Origin of the sequence: Modestobacter sp. VKM Ac-2978 (assembly GCF_026968025.1) — a bacterium.
Lineage (GTDB): Bacteria > Actinomycetota > Actinomycetes > Mycobacteriales > Geodermatophilaceae > Modestobacter.
The window spans coordinates 295,806-317,001 of the sequence record NZ_JAPVBP010000002.1 but is presented as its reverse complement, the minus strand read 5'-3'; the positions used below and the strand labels follow the sequence as shown (position 1 = coordinate 317,001).

Annotated in this window: 25 protein-coding genes and 1 pseudogene; 7 read left to right on the top strand and 19 right to left on the bottom strand. The window is 73.6% G+C overall.

Annotated elements, in window-relative coordinates; translation table 11 throughout:
* Positions 1 to 3: 3 nt before the first annotated feature.
* From O2W53_RS05385 to O2W53_RS05355, 7 genes are all read right to left on the bottom strand, one after another.
* Positions 4 to 633, bottom strand: coding sequence for a YdcF family protein (locus O2W53_RS05385; protein ID WP_269161990.1), 630 nt, complete (start codon positions 631 to 633; stop codon positions 4 to 6).
* 70 nt (positions 634 to 703) lie between these two features.
* Entirely contained in the window at positions 704 to 1,162 is a 459-nt protein-coding gene (locus tag O2W53_RS05380; RefSeq protein WP_269161989.1) for a hypothetical protein, read from the bottom strand.
* Between the two features lie 22 nt (positions 1,163 to 1,184).
* On the bottom strand, positions 1,185 to 2,333 hold the full coding sequence (dusB, locus tag O2W53_RS05375) for a tRNA dihydrouridine synthase DusB (protein ID WP_269161988.1): 1,149 nt from the start codon (positions 2,331 to 2,333) through the stop codon (positions 1,185 to 1,187).
* A 126-nt stretch (positions 2,334 to 2,459) separates the two neighbouring features.
* The gene (locus tag O2W53_RS05370) at positions 2,460 to 3,872 is read right to left on the bottom strand and encodes a glycine--tRNA ligase (protein WP_269161987.1); all 1,413 of its coding nucleotides are present in this window, start codon (positions 3,870 to 3,872) and stop codon (positions 2,460 to 2,462) included.
* 79 nt (positions 3,873 to 3,951) lie between these two features.
* Positions 3,952 to 4,215, bottom strand: a complete 264-nt coding sequence (locus O2W53_RS05365; RefSeq protein WP_269161986.1) for a hypothetical protein — start codon at positions 4,213 to 4,215, stop codon at positions 3,952 to 3,954.
* Positions 4,216 to 4,231: 16 nt separating this feature from the next.
* Positions 4,232 to 4,660: a DUF1622 domain-containing protein gene (locus O2W53_RS05360; protein WP_269161985.1), complete on the bottom strand. Its 429-nt coding sequence runs from the start codon at positions 4,658 to 4,660 to the stop codon at positions 4,232 to 4,234.
* A 70-nt stretch (positions 4,661 to 4,730) separates the two neighbouring features.
* Positions 4,731 to 5,003, bottom strand: a complete 273-nt coding sequence (locus O2W53_RS05355) for an antibiotic biosynthesis monooxygenase (protein ID WP_269161984.1) — start codon at positions 5,001 to 5,003, stop codon at positions 4,731 to 4,733.
* 66 nt (positions 5,004 to 5,069) lie between these two features.
* Here O2W53_RS05355 and O2W53_RS05350 point away from each other — a divergent pair, with 66 nt between their 5' ends.
* The gene (locus tag O2W53_RS05350; RefSeq protein ID WP_269161983.1) at positions 5,070 to 5,420 is read left to right on the top strand and encodes an ArsR/SmtB family transcription factor; all 351 of its coding nucleotides are present in this window, start codon (positions 5,070 to 5,072) and stop codon (positions 5,418 to 5,420) included.
* Between the two features lie 10 nt (positions 5,421 to 5,430).
* Here O2W53_RS05350 and O2W53_RS05345 read toward each other — a convergent pair whose 3' ends face one another.
* The 3 genes from O2W53_RS05345 to era are packed head-to-tail and all read right to left on the bottom strand — an operon-like array spanning position 5,431 to position 7,863.
* Complete coding sequence (locus tag O2W53_RS05345) at positions 5,431 to 6,195, bottom strand: isoprenyl transferase (protein WP_269161982.1); 765 nt, start codon at positions 6,193 to 6,195, stop codon at positions 5,431 to 5,433.
* Positions 6,192 to 6,938, bottom strand: coding sequence for a DNA repair protein RecO (recO, locus tag O2W53_RS05340; protein ID WP_036333685.1), 747 nt, complete (start codon positions 6,936 to 6,938; stop codon positions 6,192 to 6,194). Before recO ends, O2W53_RS05345 begins: the two co-directional genes overlap by 4 nt.
* 7 nt (positions 6,939 to 6,945) lie before the next feature.
* The gene (gene era, locus O2W53_RS05335) at positions 6,946 to 7,863 is read right to left on the bottom strand and encodes a GTPase Era (RefSeq protein WP_269161981.1); all 918 of its coding nucleotides are present in this window, start codon (positions 7,861 to 7,863) and stop codon (positions 6,946 to 6,948) included.
* Positions 7,864 to 7,939: 76 nt separating this feature from the next.
* On the opposite strand from era, the gene O2W53_RS05330 reads away from it, so the two are divergent.
* A complete protein-coding gene (locus O2W53_RS05330) occupies positions 7,940 to 8,536 on the top strand; it encodes a hypothetical protein (protein WP_269161980.1) in 597 nt (198 codons plus the stop codon).
* Between the two features lie 60 nt (positions 8,537 to 8,596).
* Here O2W53_RS05330 and O2W53_RS05325 read toward each other — a convergent pair whose 3' ends face one another.
* From O2W53_RS05325 to O2W53_RS05285, 9 genes are all read right to left on the bottom strand, one after another.
* A complete protein-coding gene (locus O2W53_RS05325; RefSeq protein WP_269161979.1) occupies positions 8,597 to 9,256 on the bottom strand; it encodes a response regulator transcription factor in 660 nt (219 codons plus the stop codon).
* Positions 9,253 to 10,332, bottom strand: coding sequence for a sensor histidine kinase (locus tag O2W53_RS05320; protein WP_269161978.1), 1,080 nt, complete (start codon positions 10,330 to 10,332; stop codon positions 9,253 to 9,255). The genes O2W53_RS05325 and O2W53_RS05320 overlap by 4 nt, the downstream gene beginning before the upstream one ends.
* A complete protein-coding gene (locus O2W53_RS05315) occupies positions 10,329 to 11,210 on the bottom strand; it encodes a UbiA family prenyltransferase (RefSeq protein WP_269161977.1) in 882 nt (293 codons plus the stop codon). The genes O2W53_RS05320 and O2W53_RS05315 overlap by 4 nt, the downstream gene beginning before the upstream one ends.
* 103 nt (positions 11,211 to 11,313) lie before the next feature.
* Positions 11,314 to 11,646 carry a hypothetical protein gene (locus tag O2W53_RS05310; RefSeq protein ID WP_036333679.1) on the bottom strand — a complete coding sequence of 111 codons (333 nt, stop codon included), beginning with the start codon at positions 11,644 to 11,646 and terminating at the stop codon, positions 11,314 to 11,316.
* An 86-nt stretch (positions 11,647 to 11,732) separates the two neighbouring features.
* Positions 11,733 to 13,073, bottom strand: coding sequence for a hemolysin family protein (locus O2W53_RS05305; protein WP_269161976.1), 1,341 nt, complete (start codon positions 13,071 to 13,073; stop codon positions 11,733 to 11,735).
* Positions 13,070 to 13,567, bottom strand: coding sequence for an rRNA maturation RNase YbeY (ybeY, locus tag O2W53_RS05300; RefSeq protein ID WP_036333675.1), 498 nt, complete (start codon positions 13,565 to 13,567; stop codon positions 13,070 to 13,072). Before ybeY ends, O2W53_RS05305 begins: the two co-directional genes overlap by 4 nt.
* Before the next feature lie 2 nt (positions 13,568 to 13,569).
* Positions 13,570 to 14,700: a PhoH family protein gene (locus O2W53_RS05295; RefSeq protein WP_269161975.1), complete on the bottom strand. Its 1,131-nt coding sequence runs from the start codon at positions 14,698 to 14,700 to the stop codon at positions 13,570 to 13,572.
* Positions 14,701 to 14,795: 95 nt separating this feature from the next.
* Positions 14,796 to 15,617: an enoyl-CoA hydratase/isomerase family protein gene (locus O2W53_RS05290; RefSeq protein WP_269161974.1), complete on the bottom strand. Its 822-nt coding sequence runs from the start codon at positions 15,615 to 15,617 to the stop codon at positions 14,796 to 14,798.
* 28 nt (positions 15,618 to 15,645) lie between these two features.
* Positions 15,646 to 16,017: a histidine triad nucleotide-binding protein gene (locus O2W53_RS05285; protein ID WP_269161973.1), complete on the bottom strand. Its 372-nt coding sequence runs from the start codon at positions 16,015 to 16,017 to the stop codon at positions 15,646 to 15,648.
* A 150-nt stretch (positions 16,018 to 16,167) separates the two neighbouring features.
* Here O2W53_RS05285 and O2W53_RS05280 point away from each other — a divergent pair.
* The 5 genes and pseudogenes from O2W53_RS05280 to O2W53_RS05265 form a co-directional block, all read left to right on the top strand.
* Positions 16,168 to 17,214, top strand: a pseudogene (locus O2W53_RS05280) (GAF domain-containing protein); the annotation flags it as partial.
* 54 nt (positions 17,215 to 17,268) lie between these two features.
* Complete coding sequence (locus O2W53_RS23875; RefSeq protein WP_442929275.1) at positions 17,269 to 17,727, top strand: methyl-accepting chemotaxis protein; 459 nt, start codon at positions 17,269 to 17,271, stop codon at positions 17,725 to 17,727.
* Positions 17,728 to 17,869: 142 nt separating this feature from the next.
* Complete coding sequence (locus O2W53_RS05275) at positions 17,870 to 18,820, top strand: putative selenate ABC transporter substrate-binding protein (protein ID WP_269161971.1); 951 nt, start codon at positions 17,870 to 17,872, stop codon at positions 18,818 to 18,820.
* Positions 18,817 to 19,563 carry a phosphonate ABC transporter ATP-binding protein gene (locus O2W53_RS05270; protein WP_269162374.1) on the top strand — a complete coding sequence of 249 codons (747 nt, stop codon included), beginning with the start codon at positions 18,817 to 18,819 and terminating at the stop codon, positions 19,561 to 19,563. The genes O2W53_RS05275 and O2W53_RS05270 overlap by 4 nt, the downstream gene beginning before the upstream one ends.
* A complete protein-coding gene (locus O2W53_RS05265) occupies positions 19,560 to 21,173 on the top strand; it encodes a PhnE/PtxC family ABC transporter permease (RefSeq protein ID WP_269161970.1) in 1,614 nt (537 codons plus the stop codon). Before O2W53_RS05270 ends, O2W53_RS05265 begins: the two co-directional genes overlap by 4 nt.
* The last annotated feature ends 23 nt before the right edge of the window (positions 21,174 to 21,196 follow it).

Genomic DNA, 21,196 nt, shown 5'->3' with positions numbered 1-21,196 from the left:
TCCTCAGCCGATCCCCGGCGCTCCGGCGACGCTCTCGCCGGTCGCGCGGTAGAGCAGGTAGGCGGCGGTCTCCCGCAGGATGTAGCGGAACTGGGTGGCCCGGGTCTGCACGGCCGGCCCCTGCCGGGTGGGCGAGCTCGCGGCGTCCAGCCCGGCGTCCTCGGCCATCCGCTCGGCGCGCATCGCGTGCCACGGGTCGCTGACCAGGACGGCGCTGTTCCAGTCCCGATCGGCGAACTCCGCGGCCACCGCGCGCACGCTCTCCAGGGTGTCGACGCCCTCGGGCACGGCCAGCAGGGCGTCTTCCGGCACGCCGTTCTGCGCCAGGTAGTCGCGGCCCGCCTCGGCCTCGGTGGTCGTGTCGCCGGTCGCCTTGCCGCCCACCGTCACGACCACCGGGGCCACCCCTTCCTCGTACAGCTCCCGCGCGTGCTCCAGCCGGGCCTCGAAGATCGAGGACGGGACGCCGTTGTACTGCGCCGAGCCGAGCACCACGATCGCGTCGGAGGTGGGGCGCGCGTCCTGCCGGGCGATCCACCAGATGGCCGTGGCCGTGGACGCGGCCAGCAGCAGAGCCGCCGTCACCGCCGCCCCGAGCACCCGGACGCCCAGTCGCCCCGCCACCGCTGCCACCCGTCATGGGTACCACGGTCGGCCGACACCGGTGACACCCCTGGGGACGGTGTGCCGACCGCTGCCGGGCTCATCCTGCGGTGCTGGTGCCGCAGACCCTCGTCCCGCTCTCGGGCACGACCGTCAGCGTCGTGGTGGTGACCGCGCCGCCGTCGTCCCAGCGGACGTCGACCAGCTGCACCGGCTCCCCGTCGACCTCGCTGCCACGGGAACCGACCACCTGCGGGTCGCCCGGCTGCAGGTACTCGGCGGCCAGGTCGACGGGGGCCACCCGGGCGCGCTCCGCGTCGCACAGGAGGCCGTGGGACGTCTCCAGGTCGCCCTGGCTCAGCGCGGCGGCGAACACCCCGGCCACCTGGCGAGCCTGGTCCTCTCCGGACCCCTTGAAGAACGGCATCACCACGACCATGGCCACCGCGAGCAGCACCGTGCCGCCGAAGATGCCCACGAGCAGCTTGTTGTGGTTCTTGGGGGTGCCCGTGTGCAGCGGCGCCGGGTCGTCGTCGTAGAGGAAGGGCCCCTGGGTCACCGCTGTGCTCCTGTCGTGGTGCTCATCCGCCGCTGACCAGCAGCTCGGCGCCGGCCGGGGGCCGGGGGTCGTCCCGGTCGGCGAGCCAGCCCTCCGGGAGGGCGACGGGCCGCGGCGGGGTGGTGCGCCCGCGGGGCGCCCCGAGCACGCCCTCGGGGTAGGGCTGGTCGGGGATCGAGTCGAGCAGACCGGCCAGCTCGTCGAGCCCGGAGACCATGGCCAGTGCGCGCCGCACGTCGGAGGGGACCGAGAAGCCCTTCAGGTACCAGGCGACGTGCTTGCGGAAGTCGCTGCAGCCGTGCACCTCGCCCTGGTCGGCCGCGAGCAGGGTGGCGTGCCGGTGCATGACCTCGGCCACCTGCTGGAAGGTGGGCAGCGTGCGGTGCGGCGAACCGGCGAACGCAGCGGCCAGGTCGCCGAACAGCCACGGGCGACCCAGGCAGCCCCGGCCCACCACGACGCCGGCGCAGCCCGTCTCGGCCACCATCCGCAGCGCGTCGTCGGCCTCCCACAGGTCGCCGTTGCCCAGCACCGGGATGGAGACCTCCTCCACCAGCCGGGCGATGTGCGACCAGTCGGCGGTGCCGCTGTAGAGCTGGTCGGCGGTGCGCCCGTGCAGGGTGATCGCCGCGGCGCCCTCGTCCTGCGCGATCCGGCCGGCGTCCAGGTAGGTGACGTGCTCGGCGTCGATGCCCACCCGCGTCTTGACCGTCACCGGGACGTCGCCGGCGGCCTGCACCGCGGCCCGCACGATGTTGCCGAACAGCCGGCGGCGCCACGGCAGCGCAGAACCGCCGCCCTTGCGGGTCACCTTGGGCACCGGGCAGCCGAAGTTGAGGTCGATGTGCGCCGGGCGGGTGCCGGCGACCTGCTCGTCGACGAGCATCTCCACCGCCCGCCCGACGGTGGCCGGGTCGACGCCGTACAGCTGCACGCTGAACGCGTCGGCCTCCCCCGGGGCGGCCTGCACCATCTTCAGTGTCTTGGCGTTGCGCTCGACCAGCGCCCGCGTGGTGATCATCTCGCAGACGTAGAGGCCCGCACCGAACTCCCGGCACAGCGTGCGGAACGCCGGGTTGGTGATCCCGGCCATCGGCGCCAGCACCACCGCCGGGTCGACCGTCAGCGACCCCAGCTGCAGCGCCGGCGCGCGCTCGAGGGTGCTGGTCACGACGTCCAGGGTAGGTGGCGCGGCTGTGTGCCCGGGCTCACGGCCGAGTCCTCGAGATCGGGCCGGTGGCTGCCTCCTCGCGGAGGAGACCGCCACCGGTCCGGTCTCGACCTGATGCGTGCGGCGTCAGCAGCCGGGCAGGCGGGCGGCGAGGTAGCCGGGGACGGCGTCCAGACCGATGCGCTCCTGGGCCATCGAGTCCCGCTCCCGGATGGTCACCGCGTCGTCTTCCAGGGTGTCGAAGTCGACCGTGAGGCAGAACGGTGTGCCGATCTCGTCCTGCCGGCGGTAGCGGCGGCCGATCGCGCCGGCGTCGTCGAAGTCGACGTTCCAGTTGCGCCGCAGCGTCGCCGCCAGGTCACGGGCCTTCGGCGAGAGGTCGGCGTTGCGGGACAGCGGCAGGACGGCGGCCTTCACCGGCGCCAGCCGCGGGTCGAGCTTGAGCACCGTGCGGGTGTCGACGCCGCCCTTGGCGTTGGGCGCCTCGTCCTCGGTGTACGCCTCGACCAGGAAGGCCATCAGCGAGCGGGTCAGCCCGGCCGCCGGCTCGATGACGTACGGCGTCCAGCGCGCACCGGAGGCCTGGTCGAAGTAGGACAGGTCGGTGCCGGAGTGCTCCGAGTGGGTCTTCAGGTCGAAGTCGGTGCGGTTGGCGATGCCCTCGAGCTCGCCCCACTCCGAACCGGTGAAGCCGAACCGGTACTCGATGTCGACGGTGCGCGTCGAGTAGTGGCTCAGCTTCTCCTTCGGGTGCTCGTAGTGCCGCAGGTTGTCCGCCGCGATGCCCAGGTCGGTGTACCAGGCGGTGCGGGCGTCGATCCAGTACTGGTGCCACTCCTCGTCGGTGCCGGGCTCGACGAAGAACTCCATCTCCATCTGCTCGAACTCCCGGGTGCGGAAGATGAAGTTGCCCGGGGTGATCTCGTTGCGGAAGGACTTGCCGATCTGGCCGATGCCGAAGGGCGGCTTCTTGCGCGCAGCACCCATGACGTTGGCGAAGTTCACGAAGATGCCCTGGGCGGTCTCCGGGCGCAGGTAGTGCAGCCCCGACTCGTCCTCGACCGGGCCGAGGTGGGTCTTCAGCATCATGTTGAAGTCGCGCGGCTCGGTCCAGGAGCCCGTCACGCCGCAGTTCGGGCAGCTGATGTCGGCCAGCCCGTTCTCCGGCAGCCGCCCCTTCTTCTCCTCGAACGCCTCCTCGAGGTGGTCGGCGCGGAACCGCTTGTGGCAGTTCTGGCACTCGGTCAGCGGGTCGGTGAAGACACCGACGTGACCGGAGGCGACCCAGGTCTGGCGGGGCAGGATCACCGAGGAGTCCAGGCCGACGACGTCGTCCCGGCTCTGCACGACGGTGCGCCACCACTGCTTCTTGATGTTCTCCTTCAGCTCCACGCCCAGCGGCCCGTAGTCCCAGGCCGAGCGGGTGCCGCCGTAGATCTCACCGGACGGGAAGACGAACCCCCGACGCTTGCAGAGGTTGACCACCTTCTCCAGGCGAGCGGGGTCGGCGGTACGGGCGGGGGCGGTGTCGCTGGGCACGGGGGCTCCATCCGGCTGGGGTGTCGGCGAGTGACCCCCAGACGTTAGCCGCCGGTGCGCCGCCGCCCGGCCACGGGCGTCAGCTCCCGGCGGCGGTCGGCACCCGCCGGTCCGCCCCCAGCGCGTGCATCACCAGCTTCCGGACGGCGATCACCAGAGCGACGCCCAGCAGGCCGCGGAACGTGAGCTCGCCGGCGAGCCGGATCAGCCCGGCGGCGATCAGGAAGTCCAGCAGGACGCCGAACGCCAGCAGGACGTCGCGCAGCCGCACCAGCGTGATCAGGCCGGAGACCAGGCCCAGCACGGCCACCAGCAGTGCGGCGTCCTCCAGCAACGGGCTCATGCCGGCTCGCCCCGGGTCACGTCCGGTCACCGCCGGCGCGCTCCCTCTCCTCGTTCTTCTCGACCTCTTCCCGTTCCTCGGCGATCTCCTTGCCCAGGAAGTAGTTCAGCGCGGTCCGGATGGCCGCGATCGCGGCGAGCTTGCCGATCTCGGCGAAGGACGGCGCGATGGCGGTGCGCAGGACGTCGCTGGCCAGCTGGAACTCCAGGCCGAGCAGCAGGTAGCGGGCCAACCCCAGCCGCACCCGGACGAACTCGTCGCGGTGCCGGCCCCGCACGGCCGCGCGGACGAACTGCACGGCGGCGATCACCGCACCGACGAAGATCACGACCGCCCCGGCGGCCTCGACCAACCGGATGAACAGGTTCACGTAGCTCCGCAGCAGCTCCTCCGAGAGGAAGGAGTGCGGGAACCCGGTCGCTTCTTCTGCCGCCAGCACGTCCACCGGGCAGTCCTGCCCCGACCACAGCCGGGCTACTCCCCAGGGGCCTGCGCGAGGCCGGGCTGCCCTGAGGTCAGTCGGTGAGGTAGACGCCCGGCTCGTCGAGGGCGTGCACCCACACCGGGGCGCCGGCGATCTTCACCTCGGCCGCGGACAGGCCCCGGCGGTAGGCACCGACGCCGTCCCAGCGGGTGCAGAGGGCGAACAGCTGCGGGTCGTCGGCGGCGCGGCCCAGCTCGCCATCGAGGAAGCCGGGGCGGGCCCGCAGGGCGGCGAGCAGCTCGTCGGCGGCGGCCAGGAAGGCGGGGACGTCGTCGGCGACGCGCAGGCGGGTCACGGCGAACACCGGGCACCTCCCTCCTCGACGCGACAAGAGTTGACAACCGTTCTCAGGCGCTCGGACCATGGTGCCATGTCCACGTCCGTGACCCCGTCCCCCCGGCCCGGGTCCCGGAGCGTCCCCGCCGACGTCCAGGCCGCCAGCGAGCTGCTGGCCGCGCTCGCCTCGCCGTTGCGGATGTCGATCGTGACCCTGCTGGACGAGCACGGTTCCCGCTGCGTGCACCAGTTGGTCGACGCGCTGGGGGTGCCGCAGCCGCTGGTCTCCCAGCACCTGCGGGTGCTGCGCGGCGCCGGCCTGGTGACCGGCGTCCGCCGGCACCGCGAGGTCGACTACCGCCTGGTCGACGGGCACGTGGCGCACATCGTCCGGGACGCCCTCGCGCACGCCGGCCACGCCACGGAGTCCACCGACACCGCCTGAAGCAGCTCCTTCAGGCGCTGCCGAAGCGGCGCTGCCGGCTGGCGTACTCCTCGCAGGCCTGCCACAGGTGCCGGCGGTCGAAGTCCGGCCACAGCGTGTCCAGGAAGACCAGTTCGGCGTAGGCGGCCTGCCACAGCAGGAAGTTGCTGGTGCGGTTCTCCCCCGAGCTGCGCACGAACAGGTCGACGTCGGGCATGTCCGGCTCGTCGAGGAACCGGGCGACCGTCTCCTCGGTGACCTTGTCCGGCTTGATCCGGCCGGCGGCGACCTCGCGGGCGATCGCGGCGGCGGCGTCGGCGATCTCGGCCCGGCCGCCGTAGTTGACGCACATGGTCAACGTGAGGACGTCGTTGTCCTTCGTCAGCTCCTCGGCGACCTCGAGCTCCTTGATGACGCTGCGCCAGAGCTTGGGACGGCGCCCGGCCCAGCGGACCCGCACCCCGAGCTCGTGCATCTCGTCGCGGCGGCGGCGGATCACGTCGCGGTTGAAGCCCATCAGGAAGCGGACCTCGTCCGGGCTGCGCCGCCAGTTCTCGGTGGAGAACGCGTAGGCGCTGATCGCCCCGATGCCCAGCTCGATGGCGCCCTCGACGCAGTCGAACAGCGAGGACTCCCCCGCCTCGTGCCCGGCGGTGCGCGGCAGCCCGCGCTGCTTCGCCCAGCGGCCGTTGCCGTCCATCACGATCGCCACGTGCTGCGGCACCTTGTCGGCCGGGATGTCCGGCGGGGTGGCGCCCGAGGGGTGCGGGTTGGGGGCCTTCACCTCGCGCTTCACGTGCGGTCCACCAGCGGCAGCGAGCGCAGGCCGCGCTCCAGGTGCCACTGCAGCAGGGCCGCGACCAGGCCGCTGCCCTCCCGCCGGTTGGTGCCCAGGCTGGCCTCGGCCCGCCCCCAGTCCCCGGACAACAGCGCCTCCAGCAGTTCGATGGTGACCGGGCTGGGCATCGCCGAGCCGGTGGGCCGGCAGGATGGGCAGACCGTGCCCCCGGCCGGGACGGAGAAGTGCCGGTGCGGGCCGGCCTCGCCGCAGCGGGCGCAGTCGCCCAGCGCGGGCTCCCAGCCGGCGACCGACATCGCCCGGAGCAGGAACGCGTCCAGCACGAGCGGGGCCGGCTTGACCCCCTCGGCCAGCGTGCGCAGCGCCCCGACGACCAGCAGGAACATCCGCAGCGACGGCTCCTTTTCCTCCACCGTCAGCCGGTCGGCCGTCTCCAGCACCGCGGTGCCGGCGGTGTAGGCGCGGTAGTCGCCGACGATCTCGGTGCCGTAGGACCGGATCGACTCGGCCTGGCTGACGATGTCGAGGTTGCGGCCGGTGTAGAGCTGCAGGTCGACGTGGCTGAACGGCTCCAGCCGCGCACCGAACTTGCTCTTGGTGCGCCGCACGCCCTTGGCGACCGCGCGCACCTTGCCGGTGCGCCGGGTGAGCACGGTGACGATCCGGTCGGCCTCACCCAGCTTCTGGGTGCGCAGCACGATGCCCTCGTCCCGGTACAGCGCCTGCGGGGTGGTGCTCACGAGGACCTCAATAGCCCAGCCGGTTGAGCTTCTTCGGGTCGTCCTGCCACTCCCCCAGCACGGTGACGTGCAGGGCCAGGTGCACCCGGCCGCCGAGCAGCGTCTCCAGCCCGACCCGGGCCTCGCTGCCGATCGCCTTGATCGTCTGCCCGCCCTTGCCCAGCAGCATCGGCTTCTGGCTGGGGCGCTCGACGTGCAGCAGCGCGTGGATCTCGGTGAACACCGCGTCGGGGTCGCGCGGGTCGGGCTTGCGGTGCATCTCCTCCACGGTGACGGCGAGGGAGTGCGGCACCTCCTGGCGCACCTTCTCCAAGGCGGCCTCGCGCACCAGCTCGGTGATCTGCCGCTCGACGTCCTCGTCGGTGGTCTGCTCGTCGGGGTACATCGGCGGCCCCTCGGGCAGCATGCCGATCAGCAGGTCCTCCAGCAGCGAGACCTGGTCACCGGCCACCGCGCTGACCGGCACGATCTCCCGCGCCTCGACCAGCTTGCTGGCCGCCACGAGCTGCTGGGTGATGGCCTTCTTGCTGGCTGCGTCGGTCTTGGTCACCACCAGCACGATCGGGGTGGAGACCTCCTTGAGCTGCCGGGCGATGAAGGCGTCGCCGGTGCCGACGGGCTGGTCGGCGGGGATGCAGAAGACGATGACGTCGACCTCGGACAGCGTGTCGCGGACGACGTCGTTGAGCCGCTGGCCGAGCAGGCTCTTGGGCTTGTGCAGCCCCGGGGTGTCGACGAGCACCAGCTGGCCGGCCGGCCGGTGCACCACCCCACGGATGGCGTGCCGGGTGGTCTGCGGCCGGTTGCTGACGATGCCGACCTTCTCGCCGACCAGGGCGTTCGTCAGCGTGGTCTTGCCCGCGTTGGGCCGGCCGACCAGGCAGGCGAAGCCGCTGCGGTACGGCGGCTGATCGGAGGAGGTCACGCCGTCCAGTCTCCCACTGCGCACCGACAGCACTGCTGCGACCGGCACGGCAGGGCGTCCTGCGATCATGGCGGGCATGCCCTCCCGGTCCCGACGCGACAACGGCGAGCCCCTGGTCGTGCAGGCCGCCCGGGACCGTGAGCGGCACATCAGCCAGGTCACCAGCTACGGCTACCTGGCCCGCCGCGGGCCCAAGCGGCACGTCACGGTGACCCCGCGGCCGCTGCGGTACTGGCAGTACGACCCGGCCTCGCCGTTGGTCATCACCCTGACCGTGCTCGCCGTCGCGGCCTGGCTGGGGTTCCTGGGCTGGCGGGAGGGCGGCGCCGCGGCCGCCGCGGAGGCGCCGATCGCCCTGGGGCTCGGCCTGCTGGTGCTGGTGGTGTCGACCGGCCGCTTCACCGTCTCCGACTTCGCCGTCTCCACCGACATCGCCGGGCTGCGGCAGACGTCGTCCTTCGGGGTGGTCCCGCTGGTGCTGGTCCGTGAGGTGGTGCCGGGCGCGCCGCCGGCCGACTGGCCGAAGGCCAAGCGGCGCGGTGGCTGGTGGCCGGGCCGGCAGCGGATCAGCGTCCGGCACCTGGACCCCGACGGCGAGACCCCGAAGGCGTTCACCGGCTGGGTGCGCGATCCCGCCGCGGTCGCCGACGCCCTGGGCCATCGACTGCCCTGACGGCCCCGTCCAGGGCACCGCCGGCGAGCTCGCGAAGGGTGGGGAGCACGGGGTCCTTCCTCAGTCGTCCCCGAGGCCGGGGGCGAGCAGCCGCGCCCGGGTCGCCCGTCGCACGGCGTCCAGCCGGGACGTCGAACCGAGCTTGGCGTTGATGTTGCTCAGGTGCCGTTTCACCGTCCCCTCGCTGATCCGCAGCTCGGCGGCGATCGCCGCGTTGGAGCGCGCCTTGCCGACGAGGGCGAGCACCTCCACCTCGCGTTCGGACAGCATCGGTCCACCCTGCGAGGTGAGGCCGGCCAGCCCCCCGCGGGACACCGACAGGGTGATCAGGTCCTGCTCACGGTCGGTGGCGGCCCGAATCGCCGCCACCAGCTCGTGGTGCCCGATCGTCTTGATCAGGTAGGCGGAGGCGCCGCGGAGCAGCAGCTGGCGGGCCAGCGGGGTGTTCTCGTGCATGGTCAGGACGACGATGCGGGTGGACGGCGAGGCGCTGCGGATCTCGACCAGGGAGGTCAGCACCGACTGGCCGGGCATCTCGACGTCCAGCAGCACCACGTCGGGCCGGTGCTGGCGGGCCAGCCGCACCGCCTCCTCCCCGTTCGCCCCCTCCGCGACCACCTCGATGCCCTCGTGCACGGCCAGCAGCGCGCCCAGGCTCTCGCGGAACAGCCGGTGGTCGTCGACCAGGACCACCCGCAGCCCGCGCTCGACGCCGGTCATGCGCTCGCCCGGGGCAGCGGCACGGTCAGCACGAGGCAGACGCCGTCCGGCCCGGTCTCCAGGGCCACGTCGCCACCGAGGCCCTCGGCGCGCTCCCGCACCGACGCGAGCCCGACGCTGCGGGTGGCGTCGACCGCCGCGGGGTCGAAGCCGGTGCCGTCGTCGGCCACGCTGGCCTGCAGCTGCCCGTCGGCGACCCGGACGACGACGTCCAGCCGGGTGGCCCGGCGGCCGTGCAGGAACGAGTTGCGGATCGCCTCGCGCACGATGAGGTAGCTCTCCTCCTTGACGTGGCCGGGCAGCGGTGCCGCCTCCTCGCCGTCCTCGGTGAGCGTCACCTCCAGCCCGACCGGGGCGGTGAAGTCCAGGTACTCCTGCAGCGCCTGGGCCAGGGAGCGGTCCCCGACCACGTCGCGCAGCCGGGTGGCCAGGCCACGCACGTCGTTGAGCGTGTCCAGCAGCAGCTGCCGGGTGGTGCGCAGCCGGTCGACGTCCAGCGGCTGGCCGGTGGCGTGCAGGTGCAGGGCCAGGTCGATGCCCTGCATCGCCGCACCGATCCCGTGGCTGGTGTGGTCGTGCAGGTCGCGGGCGACCCGGCGGCGCTCGTCCCGGTTGGCGTCGCTGATCCGGGCGAGCAGCACGTCGACGTAGGAGACCGACGCGGGGATGACCAGCTCGTCGATCACCTGGTGCAGGACCAGCGCGACCTGCTCGGCAGGAGAACGGGCACCGAGGAGGGCGTCGTCCCGGTGGTGCGCGACGAGCGCGGGCAGCGCCCGCTGGAACAGCAGGCTGGCCACCCGCAGCGACTCCGCCGGGTGCAGGCCGGTGCGGGCCCGGGCCGCGCCGACGTCGGGCTGGGCGGCCGGGGCCGCAGCCGGCGGCAGCCCGCGGACCCGGGCGTGGGTCGCCCGCAGCACGGCGAGGAGGCGACCGTGCAGCTGGGCGGCCCGGGCGGGGTCCGCCGACAGCCGGGGTGCGACGACGGCGGCATCGGCCAGGACCGTGTCGGCGATCGCGGCGTCGAGCTCGTCGTCGGCATCGGTGATCCGGTCGGCGTCCTCCGGTGCGGTCACAGCAGCACGCTGACGACGACGAGCGGGTTCGCCAGGTACTGGGTGACCATGAAGGCACGGTAGGGCCGACGCCGGCGCTGCCGTGGGCCGCCCTCCGGCGTCAGCAGCGCGAGCACGGCGACGACCTCGCCCCCGAGGCACAGCGCGGCGGCGGGCGCGAGGAGCTGCGGCCAGACCCCGGCGAGCGCGAGGGCGGTGAGCCCCAGCAGCAGCGAACCGCCGGCGATCACCCGGACGGCGGTGCGGTGTCCGGCCACGACGGGCAAGGTACGTCGCCCGGCCACCCGGTCCCCCTCCCGGTCACCGAGGTCCTTGGACGCGCCGGCGACGGCCATCCATGCCGACAGGAGCAGGAAGACCGCTGCGTACGGGGCCGACAGGCCGCCACCGGCCGCGGCCACGCCGGCGCCGTAGCTGAGCAGGCCGCCCCCGATCGCGGCCACCGTGGTGCCGGCCACGCTGTGCTTGAGCGGCCGCGGTCCGACGCTGTACGCCCAGCCGAGCACGGTCATCGCCACCGCGCAGGCCAGCAGTGCGAGCACCCCCGAGCAGGCCGCCAGCAGCAGTCCGGCACCGGCCAGCGCCCACGCCGTCCGCACCGCGACCCGCGCCTCGACCCGGCCGGAGGCCAGCGGCCGGGTGCTGCCGTTGGCCCGGTCGCCGAGCAGGTCGGAGACCCCGTTGACCAGGTAGATGCTCATCACCAGCAGCGACCAGGCCAGCGCACCGATCACGACCGCCGGCCGCAGCGCGCCGGCACCGGCCACCCCGACGACGGCCCCGACGGTGTACCGCAGCGCGAAGACCGCCTGCACCACCGGCCGGGTCTCCGCCCAGAGCAGGGGGACGGCGCGGAGTAGGGCCGATCGCTGTGTCACGGACACAGCCCCACCCTGGTCCAGACCGGGCCGATCTCCGCGCCCCGAAAGGTGTAGCTCGGCTACACCCTTCGACACATCCGCCCGGCCAGGATGCCGGGGGTCAGGTGGTGGTGCGGAGCACCCCGTCGGGCCCGGCGAGCAGGACCGGCGCCGCGGCCGTCAGGTCGTGGACGGCGGCCAGCCCGGCCTCCTCGACGGCCTCGGCAGCGCTGACGACGGCTGCGGCCTCGAGCCCGTCGACACCGCTGGAGACCGCGGCGGCGACGGCGGCCTGCAGCGCGGACAGCTGCAGCGAGGGCAGCGCCACGGTGGCTGCGAGGTACGTGCGCCCGTCCGTGTCGCGCACCGCGGCGCCCTCGGCCGCGCCGGTGCGGCTCCGGGCGGAGCGGGCCAGCGTGATCAGCTTGGCGTCCTCGGGGTCCAGCTCAGCCACCGGATCGATCTCCTGTCCATCGCCCTGGCCCTTCCGCGGGGGCCCGACACGAGGTTGCGAGCGGTGGGGGGCGGGAGGGTCCTTCCTCAGCTTTCCACGGCCGCCGGTTCGGGTTCCCGGGCGGGCTCGTCGTCCGCGTCCTCCTCGCTCGGCTCGGGCACCCGGTTGACCAGGATCGTGTCGATCTGGTTGCGCCGCCCGCCGGTGCTCTCGGCGAGCAGGTGCAGGCCACCGACCTCGGCGGCCGAGCCCTCGATCGGGACCATGCCGATCTCCCGGGCCAGCAGGCCGCCGACGGTCTCGACCCCGTCGTCGTCGGGGAGCTCGACGCGGAACAGGTCGGCGAGGTCCTCCACGGGCAGCCGGGCGGTGATCCGCACCGAGCCGTCCTCCAGCTCCTCGATCGGCGGGCGCTGGACGGTGTCGTGCTCGTCGTCGATCTCGCCGACGATCTCCTCGAGGATGTCCTCGATCGTGACCAGCCCGGCGAAGCCGCCGTACTCGTCGACGACCACGGCCATGTGGGCCCGGGAGGCCTGCATCTCGCGGAGCAGCTCGTCCACCGGCTTGGACTCCGGCACGAAGGTGGCCGGGCGCAGCAGGTCCTCGACCTTCGGCTCGCTGGCCCGGGACTCCGAGGAGCCCTGGGTGCGACGCACCAGGTCCTTGAGGAAGATCACGCCGATGATGTCGTCGACGTTCTCGCCGATGACCGGGAGCCGGCTGAAGCCGCTGCGCAGGCACAGCGCCAGCGCCTGCCGGAGGGTCTTGCCGCGCTCGATCCAGACCACGTCCGGCCGGGGCACCATCACCTCGCGGGCGATGGTGTCGCCGAGTTCGAAGACGCCGTGGATCATGTTGCGCTCGCCGGCCTCGACGACGCCGCGCTCCTCGGCCATGTCGACCAGCTCGCGCAGCTCGACCTCACTGCTGAACGGGCCATCGCGGTAGCCCTTGCCGGGAGTGATCGCGTTGCCGATGAGGATCAGCAGCGTGGCGATCGGGCCGAGCAGGCGACCCAGCAGCCGGATCAGCGAGGCCGCGGACAACGCGATGCCGTAGGCGTGCTGCCGGCCCAGCGTCCGCGGGCCGACGCCGATGAGCACGTAGCTGACCACCGTCATCACCGCGATCGCGGTCAGCACGCCCAGTGCGACGCCGTCGAACAACCCGTCGAGGATGACCGCGACGATGACGGTCGCGGCCGTCTCGCAGGCGATCCGCAGCAGCAGCAGCAAGGCGACGTGCCGGGCTCGGTCCTCCATGACCTGCGCCAGCGGGCCCGCCCGCTTGATCCCGTCCCGCCGCATCTCCTCCACGGCGGCCTTGGACAGCCGCTGCAACGCGGCGTCCAGTGCGGCGAAGACGCCGGCGACGAGGACCAGGACGACGGCGATCCCCAGCAGGACGATCGCGGTCGAGCTCATCGGGTCTCCGGCTCCATCGGCTCGCCGGTCACCGACTCCCGCGGAGTGGCGCGCCAGCCCTCGAGGAGCTTCGACTGCAGGCCGAACATCTCCTTCTCCTCGTCGGGCTCCATGTGGTCGTAGCCCAGCAGGTGGAGCACGCCGTGGGTGGCCAGCAGGAGCAGCTCGTCGGCCATCGAGTGACCGGCGGCGCGGGCCTGCCGGACGGCGACGGCCGGGCACAGCACCACGTCACCGAGGAGCGCCGGACCGGGGTCGGGGTCGTCGGGACGGGCGGTGTCCAGCTCGTCCATCGGGAAGGCCAGCACGTCGGTCGGGCCCTTCTCCCCCATCCACCGCTCGTGCAGGGTGGCCATGTAGTCGCCGTCGACGCAGAGCACCGACAGCTCGGCCAGCGGGCTGACCTCCATGGCGTCGAGCACGTAGCGGCAGACGCCGGCCAGTGCTCCTTCGTCGACGGAGATCTCGGACTCGTTGGCGACCTCGACGGGCACGCTCAGCTCCCCTGCTGCCGGGTCTGGGGACGGCCGTGCCGGGCCGGACGGGAACCGGCCGCCTGCGCCGGCGGCTGCCGGGTGGCGTCCCAGCGCTCGTAGGCGTCGACGATGTCGCCGACCAGCCGGTGCCGGACGACGTCGGAGCTGGTCAGCGTGGAGAAGTGGACGTCGTCGATGCCCTCGAGGATCTCGCGCACGATCCGCAGACCGCTCTGCGCGCCCCCGGGCAGGTCGACCTGGGTGACGTCACCGGTGACGACCATCTTCGAGCCGAACCCCAGCCGGGTGAGGAACATCTTCATCTGCTCGGCGGTGGTGTTCTGCGCCTCGTCGAGGATGACGAACGCGTCGTTCAGCGTGCGGCCGCGCATGTAGGCCAGCGGGGCGACCTCGATGGTGCCGGCCTGCATCAGCCGCGGGATCGACTCCGGGTCGACCATGTCGTGCAGCGCGTCGTACAGCGGCCGCAGGTAGGGGTCGATCTTCTCCGACAGCGAGCCCGGCAGGTAGCCCAGTCGCTCACCGGCCTCCACCGCCGGACGGGTCAGGATGATCCGGTTGACCTGCTTGGTGGTCAGCGCCTGCACGGCCTTGGCCATCGCCAGGTAGGTCTTGCCGGTGCCGGCCGGGCCGATGCCGAAGATCACGCTGTGGACGTCGATGGCGTCGACGTACCGCTTCTGGTTCAGCGTCTTCGGCCGGATGGTGCGGCCCCGGCGGCTGATGATGTCGAGGCTGAGCACGTCCGCGGGGCGCTCGGAGCCGCCGGCGCGGAGCATGCCGACGACCCGGCGGACCGAGTCCGGCCGCAGCGCCTGGCCGGTCGCCAGGAGCGCGATCAGCTCGTCGAAGACCCGGACGGCGAAGGCGTTGTCCGCCGGCTGACCGGTGATCGCGATCTCGTTGCCGCGGACGTGCACGTCGGCGGCGAGCTCGGTCTCGACCAGGCGGAGGAGCTCGTCTCCGGAGCCCAGGAGGGCCACCATGGAGACGCTGTCGGGGACGGTGATCGAGGTGCGGACCTCGGCCGGTACGGCCGGTTCCGGGACGCCGGCTCCCGCGGCACGCGCGGAGAGCTCACGGGAGGACGCGATGGTCTCCGGTACGGCGTCTGGTGAGGTGTCGGGCAAGAACGCTCGACCCTGCCTTCCTGCGACGGGGGTTGTGACCCGGCCCAGCGTACCCGCGCAGGCGCGTCTGAAGCCCGGCTCCACACCGGACCGGGTCAGCGGCCGGTGTAGCGAGCCCTCCCCGGACCGTCGGTGAGGAAGGACGCCACGGCGCCGCGCAGGTCCTCGGTGCCGAACAACAGCCCCGAGACGGCCGGCACGACGTCGTCCGCCGCGGGTACGCCGTGCCGCACCGCGGTGGCGACCAGCCGCTTGGTCGCCGCGTGCGCGACGGTGGGGCCGGCGGCGACCCGGCGGGCGTACTCGCGGGCCGCCTCGGGGAAGCCGTCGTCGGGCAGGACCCGGTTGACCACGTTCCAGCGCTCCAGGACCGCCGCCGGGTAGCGCTCACCGGTGAACACGAGCTCCCGGGCGCGCGCCGGGCCGGCCCGCTCGGCCAGCCGCTGCGGCCCGCCCATCGACGGGGTGAGCCCGACGACGATCTCCACCAGACCGAAGGACGCGCTCTCCGCGGCGAGCAGCACGTCGCAGGCCAGGGAGATCTCGAACGCCGCGGTCAGGGTCAGGCCGTGGGCGGCGAAGACGGTCGGCACCGGGAGGGCCTCCAGCGTCTGCACCGTGCGCAGCAGCCGTGCCCACAGCGCCCCGCCGCGGGCGACGGCGTCCGGGCCCTCGGCGATCTCGGCGAACAGGTGCACGTCGACACCGGCGGAGACGACCCGGCCACGCGCCTCCACCAGCACCGCACGGGCCCGGTCGGGCCGCGCCGGATCGGTGAGCTCGACCAGCTGGCCGGTCACCCGTTCCCAGGCGTCGAACACCGCCTGGTCGAACAGGTTCAGCGGTGGGTTGTCCAGGACGACGACGGCGACGTCGCCGTCCCGCTCGAGCCGGACGGGGGCAGTGGTCTCGGACACACCCTCACTCTGGCAGGCCCGAGCGGCCTCAGCCGGGCGGCCAGCCCAGGCCGCGGCCGCCGAGCACGTGCAGGTGCACGTGGTGGACCGTCTGCCCGGCCTGCGGCCCGGTGTTGGCCACGACGCGGTAGCCGGGCTCGGGCACGTCCGCGGTCACGAGGCCCTCCTGGACGGCGACGGCGTGTGCGGCCGCGACCAGCTCGGCGGTGAGCTCGGGGTCGGCGCCGACCAGCGCACCGAGGGTGGCGTGGTGCTCCTTGGGGATCACCAGGACGTGCGTGGGCGCCTGCGGGTTGATGTCCCGGAAGGCGAGCGTGCGGTCGGTCTCCCGGACGACGTCCGGCGGGATCTCCCCGGCCACCATGCGGCAGAACAGGCACTCGTTCGTCGGCTCGCTCACCGGCCCGACTCTAGGACGTGGGTGGACGGCGGACCGAGAGAGTTCGTTGAACAGTGCACGACTTGGTCGTTCGACTGAAGGTGGGCCGCCACCGGCCGACCACGACCACAGGGACGTCGACGCCACGGCTGCCCGGACCGTGGAGGCACCATGCGCATCGCCGCGTCACGACGCACCGCTCCGCAGCACACCGCCGAACTCGACGAGGCACGCTCCGACATCGCCGCGGTCACCCGGGCGCTCGGCGCGCTGGACCGGGCCACCACCTGCGAGGAGGTGGCCCGGGCCGCGCTCGACACCGTCCGGGACAGCTTCGGCTGGGCGTACGGCTCCTACTGGATGGTCGCGCCGGAGGACGGGCAGCTGCACTTCGCCGTGGAGTCCGGTGACGCCGGACCCGAGTTCCGCGCGGTGACCAGGAGCGCCTCCTTCGCCGAGGGTGTCGGGCTCTCCGGACGGGCCTGGAAGGCCCGGGACCTGTTCTTCGTCGCCGACCTCGGCGAGATGACCGACTGCGTGCGCGCCCCGGTGGCCCAACGGGTCGGGGTGAAGAGCGGCGTGTGCTTCCCGATCATCCAGCAGGGCCGGGTCGTCGGGACGATGGACTTCTTCACCATGGAGACCCTGGCTCCGTCGGCCGAACGGCTCGACGCGCTGCGGGCGGTGGGGCTGCTGGTCTCCCAGGCCTTCGGCCGGGTGGCAGAGGCCGCTGACCAGAAGCGTGCCGCAGGCGACGTCGCAGCGATCAACAGCCTGCTCCGCGGGTTCGCCCAGGCGCGCACCCAGGAGGAGACGCTGTCCGTCGCGCTGGACACCATCCGGCGGGAGTTCGACTGGCACTACGGCTCCTACTGGGCGCTGGACGCCTCGACGAACGACCTGCGGTTCGCCCAGGAGTCCGGCGACCTGGGGCCGGAGTTCCGGCGGATCACGCTGGAGGCGGGCTTCGCCAAGGGCGTCGGCGTCGCCGGCCGCACCTGGGCCGCCGGCGAGCTGGTGTTCGTCGAGGACCTCGGCCAGGTGCACGACTGCGTACGCGCCCCGGCCGCGCGCAACGCCGGCGTCCGCTCCGGGGTGTGCCTGCCGATCACCGTCGGCGGCCGGATCGTCGGCACGATGGACTTCTTCGCCAAGCGGACGCTGATCCTCGCCGACAGCCGGCGGGACGCCCTGCGCAACACCGCCTTCCTGATCTCCCAGACGCTGGAGCGACTGGCCGCCACCCAGCGCATCGCCGACGCCGGCCGGGAGATGGTCGCCTCGATCGACGAGGTGGAGCGCAACGTCGCCGAGGCCACCAAGGTGGCCGGTGACGGTCAACGCGTCGCAGGCGAGGCCACCGAGTTCGTGGCGGGGCTGGGACGTTCCAGCGCGGAGATCGACAAGGTGGTGAAGGTGATCACCGGGATCGCCGAGCAGACCAACCTGCTGGCGCTGAACGCCACCATCGAGGCCGCCCGGGCCGGGGAGGCCGGCAAGGGGTTCGCCGTGGTCGCCGGCGAGGTCAAGGAGCTCGCCCGGGAGACCGCCCAGGCGACCGAGGACGTCAGCAGCCGGGTCGCGGCCATCCAGGGCGACGTGCAGAACGTGGTCGGCGCACTCGCCTCGATCCGGGAGATCGTGGAGCGGATCAACGAGACACAGCACCTGATCGGCGGCGTGCTCACCGAGCAGGCGGCGGTCACCCGCAGCATCGTCGACCTGGCCTGACCGTCCCGCCGACCACCGAAATGGCCATTTCGGTGGTCGGCGCGGCCCGGGAGGACGGCGTGGGCGACGATGGGCCGGTCCCCGTCGTCCCTCTCCCTTGGAGGTCCCCCGTGTCCGCACCGCAGCCCCATCCGAGGACGTAGTGAGCAGCCGTCGCGCCGTCCGGTCGGGTGGCTTCGGAGAACACGCACTGAGCAGGCGCGGCTTCCTCGCCGGGAGCGCCGCCGTCCTCGCCGCCGGGCTCGCCGCCTGCAGCCGGGACTCCCCCGTGTCGTCGTCCGGGGGCTCGACCGGCAGCCGCGGCTCGCTGACCATCGGCGCCATCCCCGACCAGGACCCCGAGGTCCTGCAACGGCTGTACAGCACGCTCGCCGACTCGATGTCCGCAGCACTCGATCTCGACGTCGACTACCAGCCGGTCACCGACTACGGCGCCGCCGTCTCCCTCTTCCGCACCGGTGACCTCGACCTGGTCTGGTTCGGCGGGCTCACCGGCGTGCAAGCCCGACTGCAGACCCCCGGCGCCGAGCCGATCGCCCAGCGCGACATCGACGAGTCGTTCACCTCGGTGTTCATCGTCAACACCGGCACCGGGCTGACCCCGGCCGACGACCTCGGCCCGCTGGCCGACCTGCGGTTCAGCTACGGCAGCGAGACGTCGACGTCCGGCCGGCTGATGCCCGCGTACTTCCTGTCCGAACAGGGCGTCGACCCGCAGGGCTTCCCCGGCGGCCCCGGGTTCTCCGGCTCGCACGACGCGACCATCTCGCTGGTCTCCTCCGGCAGCTACCAGGCCGGGGTGCTCAACGAGCAGGTGTGGCAGTCCCGCGTCGAGGACGGGACCGTCGACCCCGCGGCGGTGGTCCAGTACGCCCGCACCCCGGAGTACCACGACTACCACTGGTTGCTCAGCCCGGAGGCGGTCGAGCGGCTGGGTGCGGACCTGCCCGGACGGCTGCTCGAGTACTTCACCGGCCTGCCCGCCGGGGACGAGGTGCTGGAGCTGTTCGGCGCCGGGGCGTTCCTCCCCACCGAGGCGTCGAACTACGACCAGATCGAGGCGGTCGGCCGCGACCTGGGGCTGATCAGCTGAGCGCCGTCCTCCGGCTGGACGGCGTCGAGGTCCGCTACGGCAGCACCCGCGCGCTGGCCGGTGTCGACCTCACCGTCGACGCCGGCCAGCGGGTGGCGCTGGTCGGGCCCTCGGGGGCCGGCAAGTCGACGCTGCTCGGGCTGGTCAACGGCTCGGTCCTGCCCACCGCGGGCTCCGTGCAGGTGCTCGGGGACGACGTCGCTGCGCTGCGCGGCCGGGCCCAGCGGCAGCTGCGGGCCCGGGTCGGCACGGTGCACCAGCACCTGGAGCTGGTCGGTCAGCTGCGGGTGGTGCACAACGTCAACGCCGGGCGGCTGTCCAGCTGGCCCGCGTGGCGGGCGGCGTGGTCGCTGGTGCACCCGCAGGGGCTGCCCGAGGTGCTCGCGGCGCTGGACCGGGTCGGACTGGCCGACCGGGTGTTCGAGCGCACCGAACGGCTCTCCGGCGGCCAGCGGCAACGCGTCGCGCTCGCCCGGTTGCTGGTGCAGCAGCCCGAGCTGGTGCTCGCCGACGAGCCGGCCTCGGCGCTGGACCCGGTGCTGGCCGAGCGCGCCCTCGCCCTGCTCGCCGGGCTGGCCGCCGACCGGGACGGCGCGCTGATCGCCTCGCTGCACGACCCGGCGCTGGCACTGCGGCACTGCACCCGGGTGGTCGGCCTGGTCGAGGGCCGGGTGGTGCTCGACGCCCCTGCGGCCGCGCTCACGGTCGGGGACCTGGCCGACTTCTACGGCGCCCCGCGGTGACCGCCGTCCTGGACCGGCCGTCGGTTCTCCCGCGACTGCACCGGGCGCGGGCCCGCTGGGCGTGGGGGCTGGGGACGCTCGCCGTCGTCGGCTGGTCGCTGGCCGGCGCCGGGGCGTTCGCCGGCGACGTGGTCAACCCGGCCGGCACCGGGCAGTTCGGCCGGTTCGCCGCCGCCGCCCTCTCCCCCGCCCTGGACGGTGCGTTCCTGCGGGTGCTCGCCGACTCGGTGCTGGTCACCGTCGCCTACGCCGCGCTCGGGGCGGCTCTGGCGGTGCTGCTGGGCGCGGTCGGGGCGGTGGCGGTCGCCCGCACCACCTGGGGACGACGCCGGCTGGGCTGGACGCTGTCCCGCGGGGCGCTCGCCGTCCCCCGGGGGCTGCACGAGGCGGTGTGGGGGCTGCTGCTGGTCAACCTGCTGGGGCTGGACCCGTGGGTCGGGGTGCTGGCGATCGGCGTCCCGTACGGCGCGGTGACCGCGAAGGTCTTCGCCGACCTGCTCGACGAGGTGCCGCGCACCGGGTACTCGGCGCTGCTCGCCGCGGGTGCCGGCCGGACGACGGCCGCGCTGTACGGGCTGCTGCCCCCGGCGTCGGGCGGGCTGCTGTCCTACTCCTTCTACCGGCTGGAGTGCGCGGTCCGGTCGGCCGTGGTGCTCGGGCTGATCGGCGCCGGTGGGCTGGGCTACCAGCTGCTGCTGTCGTTCAGCTCGTTGCGCTGGGAGCAGGTGTGGTCCTGCGTGTACGCGCTGGCGCTGCTGTGCCTGCTCGCCGACGTCGGCGGCCGCGCGGTGCGGCGGCGGGTGGCCGCACCGCGCTCGTCCGGGGACCGGCTGCGCCGGGACCCCGCGCTCACCACGGCGGTCCTCGGCTCGCTGGCCGGGGTCGTCTGGTCGTGGTGGTACCTGGCGATCTCGCCGGCCACGCTGGTCTCCGACCGCACCGGCGAGCAGCTGCGCTACGTCCTGGCCGCCGCCTGGCCCCCCGACGTCGACGGGCCGCTGCTCTCCGCGGTCGCGGCGGCCGCGGTCGACACGGTGCAGATGTCGGTGATCGCGATCGCCGTCGCCACCGTCGGGGCGGTGCTGCTGGCCGGGGTGGCCGCCCGCCCGGCCCGGGCGTCAGCCGGACGTCGACTGGCCGGGACCGTCGTCCGGCTCGCCCTGCTGCTGCTGCGGGCCGTGCCGCCGCCGGTGTGGGCGCTGGTGCTGCTGTTCGTGCTGCTGCCCGGGATCCTCCCCGGGGCGCTGGCGCTCGGTGTCTACACGCTCGGCGTGCTGGGGCGGCTGGCGGCGGAGGCGACCGAGGAGCTGGACCCGCGCCCCCGGGCGGCGCTCACCGCGATGGGGGCCGGGCCGGTGGGTGGCTGGCTGTACGGGGTGCTCCCGGCGGCGACCGGGCCGGTGCTGGCGTTCGCGCTGTACCGCTGGGAGGTGGCGATCCGGGACACCGTGCTGGTCGGGCTGCTGGGCGCCGGTGGGCTGGGGGCGCTGCTGGCCTCGCGGGTGGCGGCCTTCGACTGGGGCGCGGTGACCACCGTGCTGGTGGCGCTGGTGCTGCTGACCGCCGCGGTCGACCTGGTCAGCGCCCGCGCCCGCTCCGCCCTGCGCTGAGGCCCGCTGCGCCGAGTGCGCAG

Bases quoted from the DNA above. Each gene is read 5' to 3' on its own strand.
- O2W53_RS05365 (WP_269161986.1), bottom strand. From the start codon at position 4,215: ATGAGCCCGTTGCTGGAGGACGCCGCACTGCTGGTGGCCGTGCTGGGC.
- O2W53_RS05350 (WP_269161983.1), top strand. From the start codon at position 5,070: ATGTCCACGTCCGTGACCCCGTCCCCCCGGCCCGGGTCCCGGAGCGTC.
- O2W53_RS05330 (WP_269161980.1), top strand. From the start codon at position 7,940: ATGCCCTCCCGGTCCCGACGCGACAACGGCGAGCCCCTGGTCGTGCAG.
- O2W53_RS05325 (WP_269161979.1), bottom strand. From the start codon at position 9,256: ATGACCGGCGTCGAGCGCGGGCTGCGGGTGGTCCTGGTCGACGACCAC.
- O2W53_RS05305 (WP_269161976.1), bottom strand. From the start codon at position 13,073: ATGAGCTCGACCGCGATCGTCCTGCTGGGGATCGCCGTCGTCCTGGTC.
- O2W53_RS23875 (WP_442929275.1), top strand. From the start codon at position 17,269: ATGGTCGCCTCGATCGACGAGGTGGAGCGCAACGTCGCCGAGGCCACC.